This window comes from Ruegeria marisflavi, from assembly GCF_025673445.1.
Classification (GTDB): domain Bacteria; phylum Pseudomonadota; class Alphaproteobacteria; order Rhodobacterales; family Rhodobacteraceae; genus Ruegeria_B; species Ruegeria_B marisflavi.
Genome location: NZ_JAOVQN010000013.1, coordinates 44,708 through 59,268 on the forward strand (window position 1 = coordinate 44,708; position 14,561 = coordinate 59,268).

At 64.9% G+C, this 14,561-nt stretch carries 13 protein-coding genes; 10 read left to right on the forward strand and 3 right to left on the reverse strand.

Annotation, left to right across the window (positions count from 1 at the left end; all coding sequences use genetic code 11):
• Window positions 1-47: 47 nt before the first annotated feature.
• Complete coding sequence (locus OEZ49_RS13435) at window positions 48-242, reverse strand: SlyX family protein (protein ID WP_164133066.1); 195 nt, start codon at window positions 240-242, stop codon at window positions 48-50.
• Window positions 243-343: 101 nt separating this feature from the next.
• On the opposite strand from OEZ49_RS13435, the gene OEZ49_RS13440 reads away from it, so the two are divergent.
• The 4 genes from OEZ49_RS13440 to hisG all read left to right on the forward strand — a co-directional run bounded on the left by OEZ49_RS13440 (window position 344) and on the right by hisG (window position 4,518).
• Complete coding sequence (locus OEZ49_RS13440) at window positions 344-1,147, forward strand: crotonase/enoyl-CoA hydratase family protein (RefSeq protein ID WP_263388789.1); 804 nt, start codon at window positions 344-346, stop codon at window positions 1,145-1,147.
• 109 nt (window positions 1,148-1,256) lie between these two features.
• Window positions 1,257-2,744: a histidine--tRNA ligase gene (gene hisS, locus OEZ49_RS13445; RefSeq protein ID WP_263388790.1), complete on the forward strand. Its 1,488-nt coding sequence runs from the start codon at window positions 1,257-1,259 to the stop codon at window positions 2,742-2,744.
• Complete coding sequence (locus tag OEZ49_RS13450) at window positions 2,741-3,829, forward strand: ATP phosphoribosyltransferase regulatory subunit (RefSeq protein WP_263388791.1); 1,089 nt, start codon at window positions 2,741-2,743, stop codon at window positions 3,827-3,829. The genes hisS and OEZ49_RS13450 overlap by 4 nt, the downstream gene beginning before the upstream one ends.
• Window positions 3,826-4,518 carry an ATP phosphoribosyltransferase gene (gene hisG, locus OEZ49_RS13455; RefSeq protein WP_263388792.1) on the forward strand — a complete coding sequence of 231 codons (693 nt, stop codon included), beginning with the start codon at window positions 3,826-3,828 and terminating at the stop codon, window positions 4,516-4,518. The genes OEZ49_RS13450 and hisG overlap by 4 nt, the downstream gene beginning before the upstream one ends.
• Before the next feature lie 114 nt (window positions 4,519-4,632).
• Here the strand turns inward: hisG and OEZ49_RS13460 are convergent, their stop codons facing one another.
• Entirely contained in the window at window positions 4,633-7,146 is a 2,514-nt protein-coding gene (locus OEZ49_RS13460; RefSeq protein WP_263388793.1) for an adenosylcobalamin-dependent ribonucleoside-diphosphate reductase, read from the reverse strand.
• Window positions 7,147-7,276: 130 nt separating this feature from the next.
• Here OEZ49_RS13460 and OEZ49_RS13465 point away from each other — a divergent pair, with 130 nt between their 5' ends.
• Window positions 7,277-7,708: a DUF1489 family protein gene (locus OEZ49_RS13465; RefSeq protein WP_263388794.1), complete on the forward strand. Its 432-nt coding sequence runs from the start codon at window positions 7,277-7,279 to the stop codon at window positions 7,706-7,708.
• 3 nt (window positions 7,709-7,711) lie between these two features.
• Here the strand turns inward: OEZ49_RS13465 and OEZ49_RS13470 are convergent, their stop codons facing one another.
• Entirely contained in the window at window positions 7,712-8,584 is an 873-nt protein-coding gene (locus OEZ49_RS13470; RefSeq protein WP_263388795.1) for a LysR family transcriptional regulator, read from the reverse strand.
• Between the two features lie 102 nt (window positions 8,585-8,686).
• Between OEZ49_RS13470 and OEZ49_RS13475 the strand changes: the two genes are divergently transcribed.
• From OEZ49_RS13475 to OEZ49_RS13495, 5 genes are read left to right on the forward strand one after another with little or no spacing between them, the layout of a single operon-like run.
• On the forward strand, window positions 8,687-10,138 hold the full coding sequence (locus OEZ49_RS13475; RefSeq protein WP_263388796.1) for an aldehyde dehydrogenase family protein: 1,452 nt from the start codon (window positions 8,687-8,689) through the stop codon (window positions 10,136-10,138).
• Window positions 10,135-11,115 (forward strand): dipeptidase, encoded by a 981-nt coding sequence (locus OEZ49_RS13480; protein WP_263388797.1) that lies wholly within the window; start codon window positions 10,135-10,137, stop codon window positions 11,113-11,115. Before OEZ49_RS13475 ends, OEZ49_RS13480 begins: the two co-directional genes overlap by 4 nt.
• A 5-nt stretch (window positions 11,116-11,120) precedes the next feature.
• Window positions 11,121-12,809 carry a hypothetical protein gene (locus OEZ49_RS13485; RefSeq protein WP_263388798.1) on the forward strand — a complete coding sequence of 563 codons (1,689 nt, stop codon included), beginning with the start codon at window positions 11,121-11,123 and terminating at the stop codon, window positions 12,807-12,809.
• The gene (locus tag OEZ49_RS13490; RefSeq protein WP_263388799.1) at window positions 12,806-13,438 is read left to right on the forward strand and encodes a DUF3726 domain-containing protein; all 633 of its coding nucleotides are present in this window, start codon (window positions 12,806-12,808) and stop codon (window positions 13,436-13,438) included. Before OEZ49_RS13485 ends, OEZ49_RS13490 begins: the two co-directional genes overlap by 4 nt.
• A 12-nt stretch (window positions 13,439-13,450) precedes the next feature.
• Window positions 13,451-14,464 carry an Ldh family oxidoreductase gene (locus OEZ49_RS13495; RefSeq protein ID WP_263388800.1) on the forward strand — a complete coding sequence of 338 codons (1,014 nt, stop codon included), beginning with the start codon at window positions 13,451-13,453 and terminating at the stop codon, window positions 14,462-14,464.
• The last annotated feature ends 97 nt before the right edge of the window (window positions 14,465-14,561 follow it).

Here is a 14,561-nt window from a genome sequence, read left to right on the forward strand (position 1 = left end):
GTCCCCGAGAGCGGGTACAAAACGGTCAATTCGACGTACCAAACGCCTCAGTAATGCGGCGGGCGCTCATCGCCCAGGATGACCCCGCCACTACCTTCGGCGACCCTTTCGGCCTCGCGCCGCATCAGCATTTCGACCCGCCGCGCCAACCGGTCGATCTCGTCGTGCTGCCGCGCCACGATATCACTCAACTCGTCCACCGTGCGGGTCAGATGCGCGATACGCTCTTCGAGATGCTGCATGTTTTTCTGTCCTTCCGCGGCCTCTCTCCCCCCATACAGGCGCAACGTCAGTCTTGCCAGCCCCATGGGCGCGGCCGCACTCTGACCGGGGAGGATCATCCATGACCATCACCATCGACCATACCGACGGTATCACCACCATAACCGTCAACCGGCCACAGGCGCGCAATGCTGTGGACCCCGCCATCGCGCGCGCGCTCTATCAGGCGTTTCTCGATTTCGAGGCTGACGCGAAGCAGCGCGTCGCCATCCTGACTGGGGCCGGGGGCTATTTCTGCGCCGGGTTCGACCTCAAGGCAGCGGGGTCCGGGGATGCGGATAACTGGTTGGGATCGCTTGATATTCCCGAGGGCTGGTCCGATCCGGTGACCGATCCCCGGCCCGGCCCGATGGGGCCATCCCGGCTGATGCTGTCGAAACCGGTGATCGCCGCGATCGAAGGTCCAGCGGTCGCAGGCGGCATGGAACTGGCCGCCTGGTGCGATCTGCGGGTGATGGCCCAGGGTGCGGTCACCGGCGTGTTCTGCCGCCGCTGGGGCGTGCCGCTGATCGACGGCGGCACCGTGCGCCTGCCGCGTATTCTGGGGCAGGGGCGGGCAAGCGACCTGATCCTAACCGGCCGCGCGGTCGAGGCGGACGAGGCGCTGGCCCTGGGCTTTGCCAACCGCACCTGCCCGCAGGGCGCGGCACTGGACACCGCCCGCGATCTCGCCCGCGACCTGACCCGGTTCCCGCAGGCCTGCATGCTGGCCGATCACCTGTCTTCGCGCATGGATCCCGCCGCGCTGGCCACAGCGCTGCGTCGCGAATGGCGCTCTACCGCCACCTTTGCCGCCGAAGGCCGCAGCGGCGCCGCCCGCTTCGCTGCCGGCAAGGGCCGCTCGGGCAGCTTTGCCGATATCTGAAAACAGCTTAAAAACATGGGTTTTTTCGCCTGCGGCTGTACTGCGCCTTGCCCCGGGGCGGGCCATGGGCTAGACCGCGCGCGGAACAGAACGCCCAAGGACTCCCACCATGGCCAAGCCCAAGAAAACGCCCCGCCCCAAGGCCGAAACGCCCAAAGGCTTCCGCGACTATTTCGGCGCCGAGGTGACGCAGCGGACCGAGATGCTGCGCACCATCGCGGGGGTCTATCATCGCTACGGCTTCGAGGCGCTGGAAAGCAGCGCGGTCGAGACGGTCGAGGCGCTGGGCAAGTTCCTGCCCGATGTCGACCGCCCCAACGAGGGCGTCTTTGCCTGGCAGGAATCCGAGGAGGACGGCGCGGGCGACTGGATGGCGCTGCGCTATGACCTGACGGCACCGCTGGCGCGCGTCTATGCCCAGCACCGCAACGACCTGCCGACGCCCTATCGCCGCTACGCGATGGGGCCCGTGTGGCGCAACGAGAAACCCGGCCCGGGCCGATATCGCCAGTTTTATCAATGCGATGCGGATACGGTGGGCAGCGCCTCCATGGCCGCCGATGCCGAGATCTGCGCCATGCTCAGCGACACGCTGGAAACCGTCGGCATCCCGCGCGGCGACTATGTGGTGCGGGTGAACAACCGCAAGGTTCTGAACGGCGTGTTGGAAACCATGGGTCTGGCTGACGAAAGTCAACGCGACGCAGTGCTGCGGACCATCGACAAGTTCGACAAGGTCGGCGCCGACGGCGTGCGCGAGTTGTTGGGCAAAGGACGGCTCGACGCCTCGGGCGCGTTCATCGACGGTGTCGGTCTGAGCGACGATCAGGCCGGGCCGGTGCTGGCTTTCCTGACCTCGAAAGGTGCGGATTCAGCCGCCACCTTGGCCAACCTGCGCGCGGCGGTGGGCGCATCCCAGATCGGGGTACAGGGCATCGATGAACTGGACCAGATCGGCGATCTGCTGGCGGCGGGCGGCTACGGCCCTGATCGCATCGTCATCGACCCTTCGGTCGTGCGCGGTCTTGGGTATTACACCGGGCCGGTTTACGAGGCCGAGCTAACCTTTGAAATATTTGACGAAAAAGGCCGCAAGCGGCAGTTCGGCTCTGTCTCGGGCGGCGGCCGTTATGACGACCTGGTCAAGCGGTTTACCGGCCAGGAAGTCCCGGCAACCGGCATCTCCATCGGCGTTGACCGTCTGCTGGCGGCCCTGCGCGAAAAGGGCCGCATTCAGGCCGTGGAACATGGCCCCGTCGTAGTGACGGTGATGGATCGCGATCGCATGGCGGATTACCAGGCGATGGTGGCCGAGCTGCGCAATGCAGGCATCCGGGCCGAGGTTTACCTCGGCAATCCGAAGAACTTCGGCAACCAGCTCAAATATGCAGACAAGCGTAACTCGCCCGTTGCGGTGATCGAAGGTGGCGATGAGAAAGCCAATGGCGTGGTGCAGATCAAGGACCTGATCCTTGGCGCGCAGATCGCCGCCAATGCGACGCTGGAAGAGTGGAAGGAACGCCCCAGCCAATACGAGGTGGCGCGCGGCGATCTGGTGGCCAAGGTGCGCGAGATTTTGGCGGGGCAGGCGGGATGATCACCCGCGCCAGTATTCTGGAGCAGGCCGCGCAGCTGCGCGCTCGGTTCGAGGCGGCAGGCGCGCAGACGGTGGAAACGCCGATCCTGCAACCGGCCGAAACCCTGCTCGACCTTTATGGCGAGGATATCCGTGCCCGCGCCTATATCACCTCGGACGCGCTGAGGGGCGAGCAGATGCTGCGCCCCGACTTCACTGTACCAGTTGTACAAAAGCACATGGAACACGGCGCCGAACCCGCCCGCTACACCTATGCGGGCGAGGTTTTCCGACGGCAGGAACACGACCCGGACCGTGCCAATGAGTACATTCAGGTGGGGTACGAGGTGTTCGACCGTACAAATCCCGCCGCCGCCGATGCCGAGGTGTTCGCTTTGATCGCCCAGGCGCTCGACGGCCTGGCGCTACGGGCGGCCACCGGCGATATCGGCATCCTGATGGCCGCCGTGGCCGGGCTGAAAACGACCGAACCGCGCAAGGCGGCGTTGATGCGTCATATCTGGCGCCCGCGCCGGTTTCGGGCGCTGCTCGACCGCTACGCTGGTCGCGCGCCGGTGCCACCCGCGCGTGCCGCGCTGCTCAAGGCCGCTGATCCGCTGGCCGGCGGCGCCCCCGAGATCGGCAAACGCGACCGCGCCGATGTCGAGGCGCGGATCGCGGTGTTGCGTTCGGATGCCGCCGCCGCACCCATTTCGGACAATGAAATGGCCGGGCTCGACGCGCTGTTATCGGTGCGCGAGACGATGCCCTATGCGCTGGAGCATCTGCGCGATATCGCGGTGGACCTGCCGCAGATCACCCCGGCGCTCGACCGGCTGGAGGCGCGCATCGCCGCCCTGCGGGCGCGCGGGATCGACGTGGACCGGCTCGATTTCGAGGCCTCCTATGGGCGGACCTCGATGGAATATTATGACGGCTTCGTCTTTGGTTTCTATGCCGAGCGGCGGCCCGACCTGCCGCCTATCGCCACCGGTGGGCGCTATGACGCGCTGACCCGGCGATTGGGCAACGGCGCCGAGATCCCCGCCGTGGGCGGCGTGCTGCGCCCGGGCTTGATGCTGCTGCTTGCGGAGGCCGAGACATGAGCCTGAAGCTTGGGGTGCCGTCCAAGGGGCGGCTGATGGAAAAGACCTTTGCCTGGTTCGACAAGCGCGGCATCACGCTCAGCCGCACCGGGTCGGACCGCGAATATGCCGGTCGCGTCGATGGGATCGAGGGCGTGTCGCTGGTGCTGCTCTCGGCGGGGGAAATCCCACGTGAACTGGCGGCGGGGCGCATCCATCTGGGCGTTACCGGCACCGATCTGGTGCATGAGAAACTGCCGCTCTGGGATCAGCAACTGGAGGAGGTGGCGCCGCTGGGGTTTGGCCAGGCCGACCTGATCATCGCGGTACCCGCCTGCTGGGCGGATGTGGACACGCTCGATGATCTCGACGCGGCGGCTGCGGGGTTCCGGGCGCGGCATGGTCACCGTCTGCGCATCGCCACCAAGTATCACCGGCTGGTGCGCGAATTCCTGACCGGCGCGGGGGTAGCCGATTATACGCTGGTCGACAGCCAGGGCGCGACCGAGGGCACGGTCAAGAACGAGACCGCCGAGGCGATTGCCGATATCACTTCAACCGGCGAGACCTTGCGCGCCAACCACCTGAAGATTCTCAGTGACGGGTTGATCCTGCGCAGCCAGGCGACGCTCTGGCGCAGCCGGGTGGCACCGATGGACGCGGTCGAAAAGAGCGCACTCGACCAGTTATTGCAGCGGTTGTCGCAATAGGGGGCGCTGCCCCCGCCGCCTTTGGCGTGGCCCCGGAGCGTATTCAACCAGAAAGAAGCGCGCGCGATCAGGCTTCTTTCTGGTCACAAATACTCCGGCATGCCGGATGACATCCTAGCCGCACTTGGAATGGCCGCAGCTGCGGCAGGTCATGCAGCCTTCGACCATCTGCATGTCGAACTGGCCGCAACTGGGGCAGGCCTTGCCGCGCGGTGCATCGCCGTTCACGACCTGCGCCTGCGGGTCCGATTTCAGGCCCATGCCCTCGCCTTCGAGAAAGCCGATGGCGATCAGGTGCTGTTCGATCACGCCGCCGATGGCTGCCAGGATCGAGGGGATGTATTTGCCCTTGACCCAGGCACCGCCGCGCGGGTCGAAAACGGCCTTCAGCTCTTCGACAACAAAGCTGATATCGCCGCCGCGCCGGAACACGGCCGAAATCATCCGGGTCAGTGCCACGGTCCAGGCGAAATGCTCCATGTTCTTGGAATTTATGAACACCTCGAACGGGCGGCGGTGGCCGTTGATGATGATGTCGTTGATGGTGATATAGAGCGCATGCTCGCTGTCGGGCCACTTGATCTTGTAGGTGTTGCCTTCGAGATGTTCGGGCCGGTCCAGCGGCTCGGACATATAGATGACGTCGCCATGGGGTGTCATCGGTTCGTCATCGGATTTGGCGACGACGGTGGGGGCCTCTCCATCACCGAATAGTAGCCAACCGGCCGAAACACCAAACACTTTTGACGCAGCCTCAGCTCCTTCTTTGGAAAGTACTTGCGAGCCATTGGGGGCTACCCAATTGGAATATCGGCTGCGGCTAACTTTGATAGCGTCCGAGGCTTCTTGTTGAGTAGTGTATCCTGCCCTTTCCTGCGCCCATTTTAGACGTTCGGCAGATGTCTTAAGATTTGGAAGGTCGTCTTTCTTCTTCTCCGCCACGCTCAACACACTCCCGGTCACATCATTGGGTCGGTAGGTGGTGCAGCCCTTGCAGCCCAGATCCCAGGCCTGCATGTAGACATCCTTGAAATCGTCGAACGAGATATCCTCGGGGCAGTTGATGGTTTTGGAGATCGAGCTGTCGATCCATTTCTGCGCCGACGCCTGCATCCGCACGTGATCGGCGGGCGCCAGTGTCTGGGCGTTGACGAAATAGTCGGGTAGGGGTGTGTCGCCGAACTTGTCGCGCCACATCTGCACGGCGTAATCGACCACCTCTTCCTCGGTCCGGCTGCCGTCCTTTTGCAGCACCTTGCGGGTATAGGCATAGGCAAAGACCGGTTCGATCCCGCTGGAGACGTTGCCGGCATAAAGCGAGATGGTCCCGGTGGGCGCGATCGAGGTCAGAAGCGCGTTGCGGATGCCGTGAGTGCGGATCGCCTCGCGCACATCCTCGTCCATGGCCCGCATGGTGCCGGAGGCCAGGTATTTCTCGGCATCGAAGAGCGGGAAGGCGCCTTTTTCCTTGGCCAGTTCGACCGAGGCGAGATAGGCGGCGCGGGCGATGGCGTGCAGCCAGTCCTCGGTCTGTCTTGCCGCCTCGTCGCTGCCATAGCGCAGGCCCAGCATCAAGAGCGCATCGGCCAGCCCGGTCACGCCCAGCCCGATCCGGCGCTTGTTCTGCGCTTCGGCGGCCTGTTCGGGCAGCGGGAATTTCGAGGCATCGACCACGTTGTCCATCATCCGCACGGCGGTGGCGACCAGTTTTTGCAGCGCTTCGGGGTCCAGCTCTGCCTCGGCCTCGAACGGGGCCTTGACCAGCCGCGCCAGGTTGATCGAACCCAACAGGCAGGCGCCATAGGGGGGCAGGGGCTGTTCGCCGCAGGGGTTGGTGGCGGCGATGGTTTCGACATAGTTCAGGTTGTTGGCCGCGTTGATGCGGTCGATGAAGATCACGCCCGGTTCGGCATAATCATAGGTGGCCTGCATGATCTTGTTCCACAGGGCGCGCGCCTCGACCGTGTGATAGATCTTGCCGTCGAATTGCAACTCCCACGAGCCATCGGCCTTGACCGCCTCCATGAAGGCATCGGTGACCAGCACCGACATGTTGAACATGCGCAGGCGGGCGGGGTCGGATTTGGCGGCGATGAACTGTTCGATATCGGGATGGTCGCAGCGCATGGTCGCCATCATCGCGCCGCGGCGGGAACCGGCGGACATGATGGTGCGGCACATGGCATCCCAGACATCCATGAAGCTGAGCGGCCCCGAGGCATCGGCGGCGACGCCTTTTACATCGGCGCCGCGCGGGCGGATGGTCGAGAAATCGTATCCGATGCCGCCGCCCTGCTGCATGGTCAGCGCCGCCTCTTTCAGCATCTCGAAGATGCCGCCCATGCTGTCGGGGATCGTGCCCATGACAAAGCAGTTGAACAGCGTCACCTGCCGCGCGGTGCCCGCACCGGCGGTGATGCGCCCGGCGGGAAGATATTTAAAATCCTCCAGCGCAGTATAGAATTCCTGTTCCCAGTGCCGGGGATCCTTCTCGACCTGCGCCAGATCGCGGGCGATCCGGCGCCAGCTGTCCTCGACCGTCTGGTCGATCGGGGTGCCGTCCGCCTGTTTGAAACGGTATTTCATGTCCCAAATCTGCTCGGCGATGGGGGCGGCGAAACGGCTCATCGGATGATTCCCTCGTGCTGGAAGAGGTATCCAGCTTAAACCAAATGTGAGGTGCGCCACAACAGCTTGATGCCGGAGCGGGGTGAGCTACAATATCAAGGTAGCCTTGGGACGACTCTGTGGGAAAGCTGTGGATAACTACGTCAACTTGATCAAGCTCAGCGTCGGTTCGGAAAGCGTCGACAGCCTGGCCGAATGGCAGGCGACGCGGCGGGCGCAGACGCCGGACGGGTTGCCGCGCCATGTCACCCGTATGTGGCCCAAGCGCGAGGGGGAGATCCTGAATGGCGGGTCGATCTATTGGGTGATCAAGGGGTTGATCCAGTGCCGACAGCGGGTGCTGCGGATGGACGAGGTCACCGGACAGGATGGCACCCGGCATTGCGCGCTGGTGCTTGACCCCGAATTGCACCGCACCCACAGCACGCAGAAACGCCCGTTCCAGGGCTGGCGCTATCTGAACCCTGCCGACACGCCGCCCGACCTGCCCAAGGGACGCGCGCAGGACGATGCGCTGCCCGAGGACCTGAACCGGGCCTTGGCCGAGATCGGGGTGATCTGAGCCTCAGCCGGTCCAGGGGCTGTGGCGCAGGATTTCGGCGAATTCCTCGACCAGCTGCGGAAACTGGGTCCGGGTGTGGATCAAGAGTGACACGCTGCGCTGCTCCTCCAGCCCGGCGATGGGGCGGAACGCCAGCTCTTTCGGCTGCACCTGCGCGACCGAGCGTGGCAGGATCGTCACCCATTTCCCCGTGCGCACCATCGCCAGCAACGAATGGGTGTTGTGCACGGTGATCCGGGCGCGGGGCAGGGCGGCGCTTATCTCGGGCGCCTCGATCAATGCGCACAGGTTGTTGCGGATGAAGCCTGAGGCAAGGATAGCTTCGATATCGGGCGGCTGCGGCTGTTGCGCCAGCGGGTGACCGGGTGCGCAGAGCAGGCCAAAGGCATCCTCGAACAGGATCTCGCTTTCGACCCCGTTCAGAACCGGCCGACCGGAGACAATGCCCAGATCGGCTTGCCCTTGCAGCATCGCGTCAACCACCCGGCCGCTGTCCATGTCGCGCAGCTCCAACTCGAGCGCGGGATGGCGTTGCATCATCGTCTCGATCGCGGCTGGCAGCGCCAGGCCCGAGGCCGAAGGGATCGAGGCCACCCGCAGCAGCCCCTGTGGCGCCCGCGCCGCCGCCTCGATCGCCTGCACGGTGTCATCGAACTGGCGCAACTGCTGTTGGGCAAAGCGGAACACTTCTTGCCCCAGCGGGGTCAGGCGGTTCTTGCGCTCGCTCTCGAACAGGCGCTGGCCCAGATGTTCCTCGAGCTGTTTCAGGGTCATCGAAAGGGCGGACTGGGTCCGCCCCATCCGCATGGCGGCATCGGCCAGGTTGCCGGTCTGCGCGACCGTGCTGAAACAGCGTAGCATCTCGATCTTGATCATGGGTTCAGAAAATTTGAAATTTCCTTAAGAAGTTTAAGTTTGACCGATGTGGCGGGCAGAGTCCACCATGACCCAATTCATTCGAGGAACTGGGCCAGAGGCATGTCGGACACAAAACTGAATCTCATCGCGGGCGAATGGCTGGCGGGCGAAGCCGAAATCGAAAACCGCAACCCGTCGGACCTGAGCGATCTGGTTGGCATTTTCGCACAGGCCAGCGCCGATCAGCTTGACGCGACGCTGCAACAGGCCCGGCGCGCACAGGCGGAATGGGCCGCCTACGGGATGGAGCGCAAGCAGGCGGTGCTGATGGCCATCGGCACCGAGCTGATGGCCCGGGCCGAGGAGCTGGGAACATTGCTCAGCCGCGAAGAGGGCAAACCGCTGGCCGAGGGCAAGGGCGAGGTCTATCGCGCCGGTCAGTTCTTTACCTATTACGCCGCCGAATGCCTGCGCCAACTGGGCGAGAATGCCGATTCTGTGCGTCCGGGTGTCGAGGTCGACGTGCGCCGCGAGGCGGTGGGTGTCGTTGCGGTGATCAGCCCATGGAACTTTCCCACCGCAACCGCCTCGTGGAAGATCGCGCCGGCGCTTTGCTATGGCAACGCGGTGGTGTGGAAACCGGCCAATATCACCCCCGCCAGCGCCGTGGCGCTGACCGAGATCATCGCGCGCCAGGATATCCCCAAGGGCCTGTTCAGCCTGCTGATGGGCTCGGGTCGCAGCATCGGTCAACGGCTGGTGGAAAGCCCGCTGGTCAACGCGATTTCCTTCACCGGTTCGGTGCCGGTGGGCAAGGGCATCGCATCGGCCGCGATCCAGAACCTGACCAAGGTGCAGATGGAAATGGGGTCCAAGAACGCGCTGGCGGTGATGGATGATGCCGATCTGGATCTGGCCGTGACGCTGGCGTTGGGCGGGGCCTTTGGAGGCACCGGGCAGAAATGCACCGCAAGCTCACGGTTGGTGGTCCATGCCGCCATCCACGACGCCTTTGTCGAGAAGCTGGTGGCAGGCACACAGGTGATGAAGGTGGGTCATGCGCTGGCCGAGGGCACCCAGATGGGGCCGGTGGTGAGCCAGCAGCAACTGGCCGAGAACCTTGCCTATGTCGATCTGGGCAAATCCGAGGGCGCCGAACTGGCCTGCGGCGGCCAGCGGCTCGATATGCCGCAGGACGGCTATTACATGTCGCCCGGTGTGTTCCTGAACACCACCAACACCATGCGCATCAACCGCGAAGAGATGTTCGCGCCGCTCACCAGCGTGATCAAGGTCGGCAGCTATGACGAGGCGCTGAGCGTGGTGAATGATACCAATTTCGGCCTGACCTCGGGGATCGTCACCCAGTCGCTGGCGCGTGCCACCCATTTCCGCCGCAACGCGCGCACCGGGGTGGTGACGGTGAACCTGCCCACGGCTGGCACCGATTACCATGTGCCGTTTGGTGGCCGCGGCGACAGCTCTTACGGGCCGCGCGAACAGGGCAAGGCCGCGGCCGAGTTCTATACCACGGTCAAGACCGCTTACATCAGCGCGGGGGCGCCACAATGAGCTATCGCATCGACGGCCTGCAATATGCCAACTGGTCGGAAAAGATCTTTCGCCAGTTGCGCGCGGGCAATGTCGATGCGGTGCATGTCACCATCGCCTATCACGAGAGCTTTCGTGAGACGGTCCTGAATTTCGAGAAATGGAACCGCTGGTTCGAACAATACCCCGACCTGATCATGAAGGGGCAATGGGCCGGGGATATCGACATCGCGCGCGAGACCGGGCGCACCGCGATCTTTTTCGGATTTCAGAACCCCAGCCCGATCGAGGACGATATCGGCCTGGTCGAGATCCTGCATACGCTGGGCGCGCGCTTCATGCAGTTGACGTACAACAACCAGTCGCTGCTAGCGACCGGCTGTTACGAGGCCGAGGATGCCGGCATCACCCGGATGGGCCGTCAGGTCATCAAGGAGATGAACCGGGTGGGGCTGGTGGTGGACATGAGCCATTCCGCCGACCGCTCGACCATCGAGGCCGCCGAGATCTCGGAGCGCCCCATCGCGATCACCCATGCCAACCCGCATGACTGGGCCCCGGCCCTGCGCAACAAGCATGACGACGTGATCCGGGCGGTGACGGAAAACGGCGGGATGCTGGGCTTTTCGGTCTACCCCCATCACCTGAAGGACAAGTCCGACTGCACGCGGGACAGCTTCTGCGAGATGATCGCGCGCACCGCCGAGCGGTACGGCGTCGAGCATCTGGGGATCGGCACCGACCTGTGTCAGGACCAGCCCGACAGCGTGGTGGAATGGATGCGCACTGGCCGCTGGTCCAAGGAGGTCGACTTTGGCGAGGGGTCCGCCAGCGCGCCGGGCTTCCCCCCGATGCCGCACTGGTTCCAGGACAATCGCGATTTTGGAAATATCGAGAACGGGTTACGCGCGACCGGCCTGAGCAAGGACGAAGTGGCCGGGATCATGGGCGGGAACTGGTACAGGTTCTTTGCCCAGAACTTCGTCTCGCAAGGATGAGAGAGATGGACACCGCCCCGAACAGGCAAATCCAGCGCAGGGATCCGGCGACAGTCATGCGGCTGTCACGCCTGGGGTCGCTGCATCAATGCCGCCTCAGCTTCATGCGCATCCTGACCCGGCGCATGGCGCGCGAGAACTGGAGCTTTTCGCGCCCCGTGTTCGGCATCGACGCGGCGGGCGTGGGCCATGCGGTCTATACCGCGCAGGGACCCGACCGCGCCTATTCGCTGGTGGCATTTGCCCATGACCTGCCTCCCGAGATGCGTTCGGACCGGGTGATCGCCACCGCATGGGATGCGACATTCACCCTGTTCGATGGCATCCCGACCGAGGATGATATCAACCGGCTGTCGCAGAACGTGCCGCTGCAAGAGGCGGGCCGGGTCAGCGAGCGCGAGATCTCGGTCAGCCGGGCCAACCGGTCGGTGCGGCTCTGGGCGCATGTGGTCGATGCGCTGGCGAGCGGACAGCAGCCCGACCGCGCCGAAATCGACAAGGTGGGCTATCTGATGCGCACCACCGCCGTCTATGGTTCGGGCAAACTGGGCGCGGCGGATCGTGAGCAGATTGCCGACCGCCCCGAGATGCAGGTGCCGTTTCAGGCCGAGATGCTGTCGGTCTATCTGACCCGTGTTTTCGTGCGCGATCTGGTGCAGCATATGGCGCGGGCCAAGGGCGGCGAAGGCGCGGTCGATCTGGACCCGGCGCTGGCGCGGCGGATGGGCATCGGCAATTCCACCGGTCTGGGCATGGCGCCCTATATCGTCAACCATCCGGTCCTGTTCAACAACTGGGTCATGGCCCGCGAAGAGGCGATTGCACGCGTGCGCGGCGTCTCCACAGCCAGCCCCGACGAGGCTGCGCAGTTCCGCCGGATGCTGAGGCGCAGCGAGGTGTCGCTGAGCCAGTGGCGTTCCGAACACCCGATTCAACTGGCCAAGCTGGCCGATCTGCGCCGCGACATGGAGGTGCTCTCGCGCCATGTGGCGGGCGACGACCTGCTGAACGATCACCCCTGGGACCGGCTGATGCGCTGGGCCGAGGGCGCGCTCAGCGAGGAGGGGCAGGAACTGGTCGCCTCGCTGATCCTTGAACCCTATCCCGATCTGGTGGACGGTCTGGCAAGCTGTATGGCCGATGGCAATCCGGGTGCGTTTCGTATCGACGGAGCGATGCCGATCTCGGAGCTGCGCGCGCTGATCGCGGCCAGCTACGCCTGGGCCTTTGATCTGGACTGGACGGCGCCCGAAAACTGCGCGCGCGCCTGGTATGTCTCCGAGGAGAAGCTGGAGCCGCGTCTGGGCGAGCGCTTTGACGAGCCGATTGCCGACTATGAACAGCCGCTGGCCCCGGCCCGCGATGCGGCGGCGGCCCATGCGGCGCTGGCCGATTGGGGTGGTGCCCGTCCGGTGGCCGAGTTCTTGTTGGCCCATCCCGAACACCGCCACACCGTGCGCCGTGCCCAGATGAGCCGCGTGGCCCCCTATGGCGAGATCCACGACAACACAATCAGCGCCTCGGTCCTGCCCATCGACATGCTGCGGGCAAAGTTGGCCTTCTTTGGTGCCATCCATTTCGACCCCCGTTCGGACCGCTGGGTTCGGATCTGTATGTATGCCGGCGCGCCGTACCCCGAGGATCTTTCGCCCGAGACGGCGGATGACTGGGTTTACCCGGAGGTTCCGGCATGAGTTTCTCTCTCAACGAGATCGAGGCCACCGCCAAGCGCGCCATGCGCGGCGCGGGCTATCCCTGGGGCCTCGCCGAAGAAGCGGCCAAGGCAACCCGCTGGCTGGCCGCCCATGACATTGACGCCTGCGCCGAACTGGCCGGACTGCTGACCCGGGTCGACGGGGTTCCACTTGCCGATCTTTCTCCCGATCCAAAGGGCACGACCTGGGCCGCGCCGGGCGGAACGCTCTGCCCGCTGGCGGCGGGGGCGGCGCTGTCGGACCGTGCGGCTGAGCTGACCGTTGCAGGGATCCGGCTGGAACAGGTGGCCCGGCCCGCGCTGCTGGTGCCCTTTGCCGCGCTGATGGCGCAGCAGATCGGCCGCCCGGTCACCCTGCGCTGGCAGGGCGGCGGTGCCGTCACCGACGGCGCGGTGCTCGACCTTTCCGGCACGGCGCCGGACCTTACGCCTTTGGTCGAGGTGACACCGGGCGGTCAGATCGGCTCTGCAACGCCGATCCGCAGCCGCGCCCAACCCGCGCCCGAGACCTGGGCCACCCTGAACCGTTTCGCCCATCGCACCTATGCCCCGGCAACCGAGGAATCCCGGTTGAAGGGCGCGGGCGCGGGGCTTTCCGACAATGACTGAACCGAGGACCCCATGACCGAAACCCGCACCCTGAGTCTGGACGAGATCGAAGATCTGAGCTTTCGCGCCTTGGTGGCCGTCGGCACCTCCGAGGTCAATGCCCGGCCACTGGCCGTCGCCACCGCCGCGACCGAGGCTGACGGCATCGCCAGCCATGGCCTGCTTTACATCCCGATCTATTGCGAACATGTGCAGTGCGGCAAGGTCGACGGGCGGGCCGAACCCCGGCTTGACCGTCCCGCGCCCTCACTTCTGACCGTGGATGCCGCCACCGGATTTGCCCATGCCGCCATCGACCTTGGCTTTGATCAACTGATACCGCTGGCACGCAGCCAGGGCGTGGCCGCGCTGGCGATCCGAAACAGTTACAACTGCGGCGTGCTAGGCTATCACACCGCCCGTCTGGCCCGCGAAGGGCTGGTAGGTCTGGGCTTTACCAACGCGCCCGCCTCAATCGCGCCCTCGGGAGGATCGAAACCGGTGGTCGGCACCAACCCGTTCTCGCTGGCGGTGCCGGGCGAGAATGGCGAACCGGCGATCCTGATCGATCAGAGTGCCAGCACCATTGCCAAGAGCGAGGTGATGAAGCGTGCCCGCGAGGGCAAGCCGATCCCGGTCGGCTGGGCGCTGGATGCCGAGGGGAACCCGACCACAGACCCTGAGGTCGGACTGAAAGGTTCGATGGCGCCGTCGGGCGGCTACAAGGGGGTGGGGGTTGCTCTGCTGGTCGAGACCATGGCCGCGGCGCTGACCGGCGCCACGCTGGGGATCGATGCCTCGCCGTTTTCCGGCACGGCGGGCGGGCCGCCCCGCACCGGCCAGTTCTTCCTTGCGATCGACCCGGGCGCGACCTCGGGCGACCGGTTCGCACCGTTGATCGCACGGCTGACCGCTGCGGTCCACGATCAGGACAACGCGCGCTTGCCTGGCGATGGGCGCCGGGCACGCCGCCTTCATGCGCGTGAGGCGGGAGTCGCCGTCAGTTGCGCCACACTGGAACGGATCGAGAAGATCATCGCCGGATAAGCGGCATTTTGGACGTCGCTAATAAGTCAAAGACCACCGGTCCTGTGTCGCTCTGACCGCTGCGGGACCGCTAAGACAACTAAATTCTTGTGTCAGG

Excerpts from the sequence above, each read along its gene's own strand:
- OEZ49_RS13485 (WP_263388798.1), top strand. The coding sequence starts at position 11,121 with ATGGACACCGCCCCGAACAGGCAAATCCAGCGCAGGGATCCGGCGACA.
- OEZ49_RS13490 (WP_263388799.1), top strand. The coding sequence starts at position 12,806 with ATGAGTTTCTCTCTCAACGAGATCGAGGCCACCGCCAAGCGCGCCATG.
- OEZ49_RS13480 (WP_263388797.1), top strand. The coding sequence starts at position 10,135 with ATGAGCTATCGCATCGACGGCCTGCAATATGCCAACTGGTCGGAAAAG.
- hisS (WP_263388790.1), top strand. The coding sequence starts at position 1,257 with ATGGCCAAGCCCAAGAAAACGCCCCGCCCCAAGGCCGAAACGCCCAAA.
- OEZ49_RS13435 (WP_164133066.1), bottom strand. The coding sequence starts at position 242 with ATGCAGCATCTCGAAGAGCGTATCGCGCATCTGACCCGCACGGTGGAC.
- OEZ49_RS13440 (WP_263388789.1), top strand. The coding sequence starts at position 344 with ATGACCATCACCATCGACCATACCGACGGTATCACCACCATAACCGTC.
- OEZ49_RS13475 (WP_263388796.1), top strand. The coding sequence starts at position 8,687 with ATGTCGGACACAAAACTGAATCTCATCGCGGGCGAATGGCTGGCGGGC.
- hisG (WP_263388792.1), top strand. The coding sequence starts at position 3,826 with ATGAGCCTGAAGCTTGGGGTGCCGTCCAAGGGGCGGCTGATGGAAAAG.
- OEZ49_RS13460 (WP_263388793.1), bottom strand. The coding sequence starts at position 7,146 with ATGAGCCGTTTCGCCGCCCCCATCGCCGAGCAGATTTGGGACATGAAA.
- OEZ49_RS13450 (WP_263388791.1), top strand. The coding sequence starts at position 2,741 with ATGATCACCCGCGCCAGTATTCTGGAGCAGGCCGCGCAGCTGCGCGCT.
- OEZ49_RS13495 (WP_263388800.1), top strand. The coding sequence starts at position 13,451 with ATGACCGAAACCCGCACCCTGAGTCTGGACGAGATCGAAGATCTGAGC.
- OEZ49_RS13470 (WP_263388795.1), bottom strand. The coding sequence starts at position 8,584 with ATGATCAAGATCGAGATGCTACGCTGTTTCAGCACGGTCGCGCAGACC.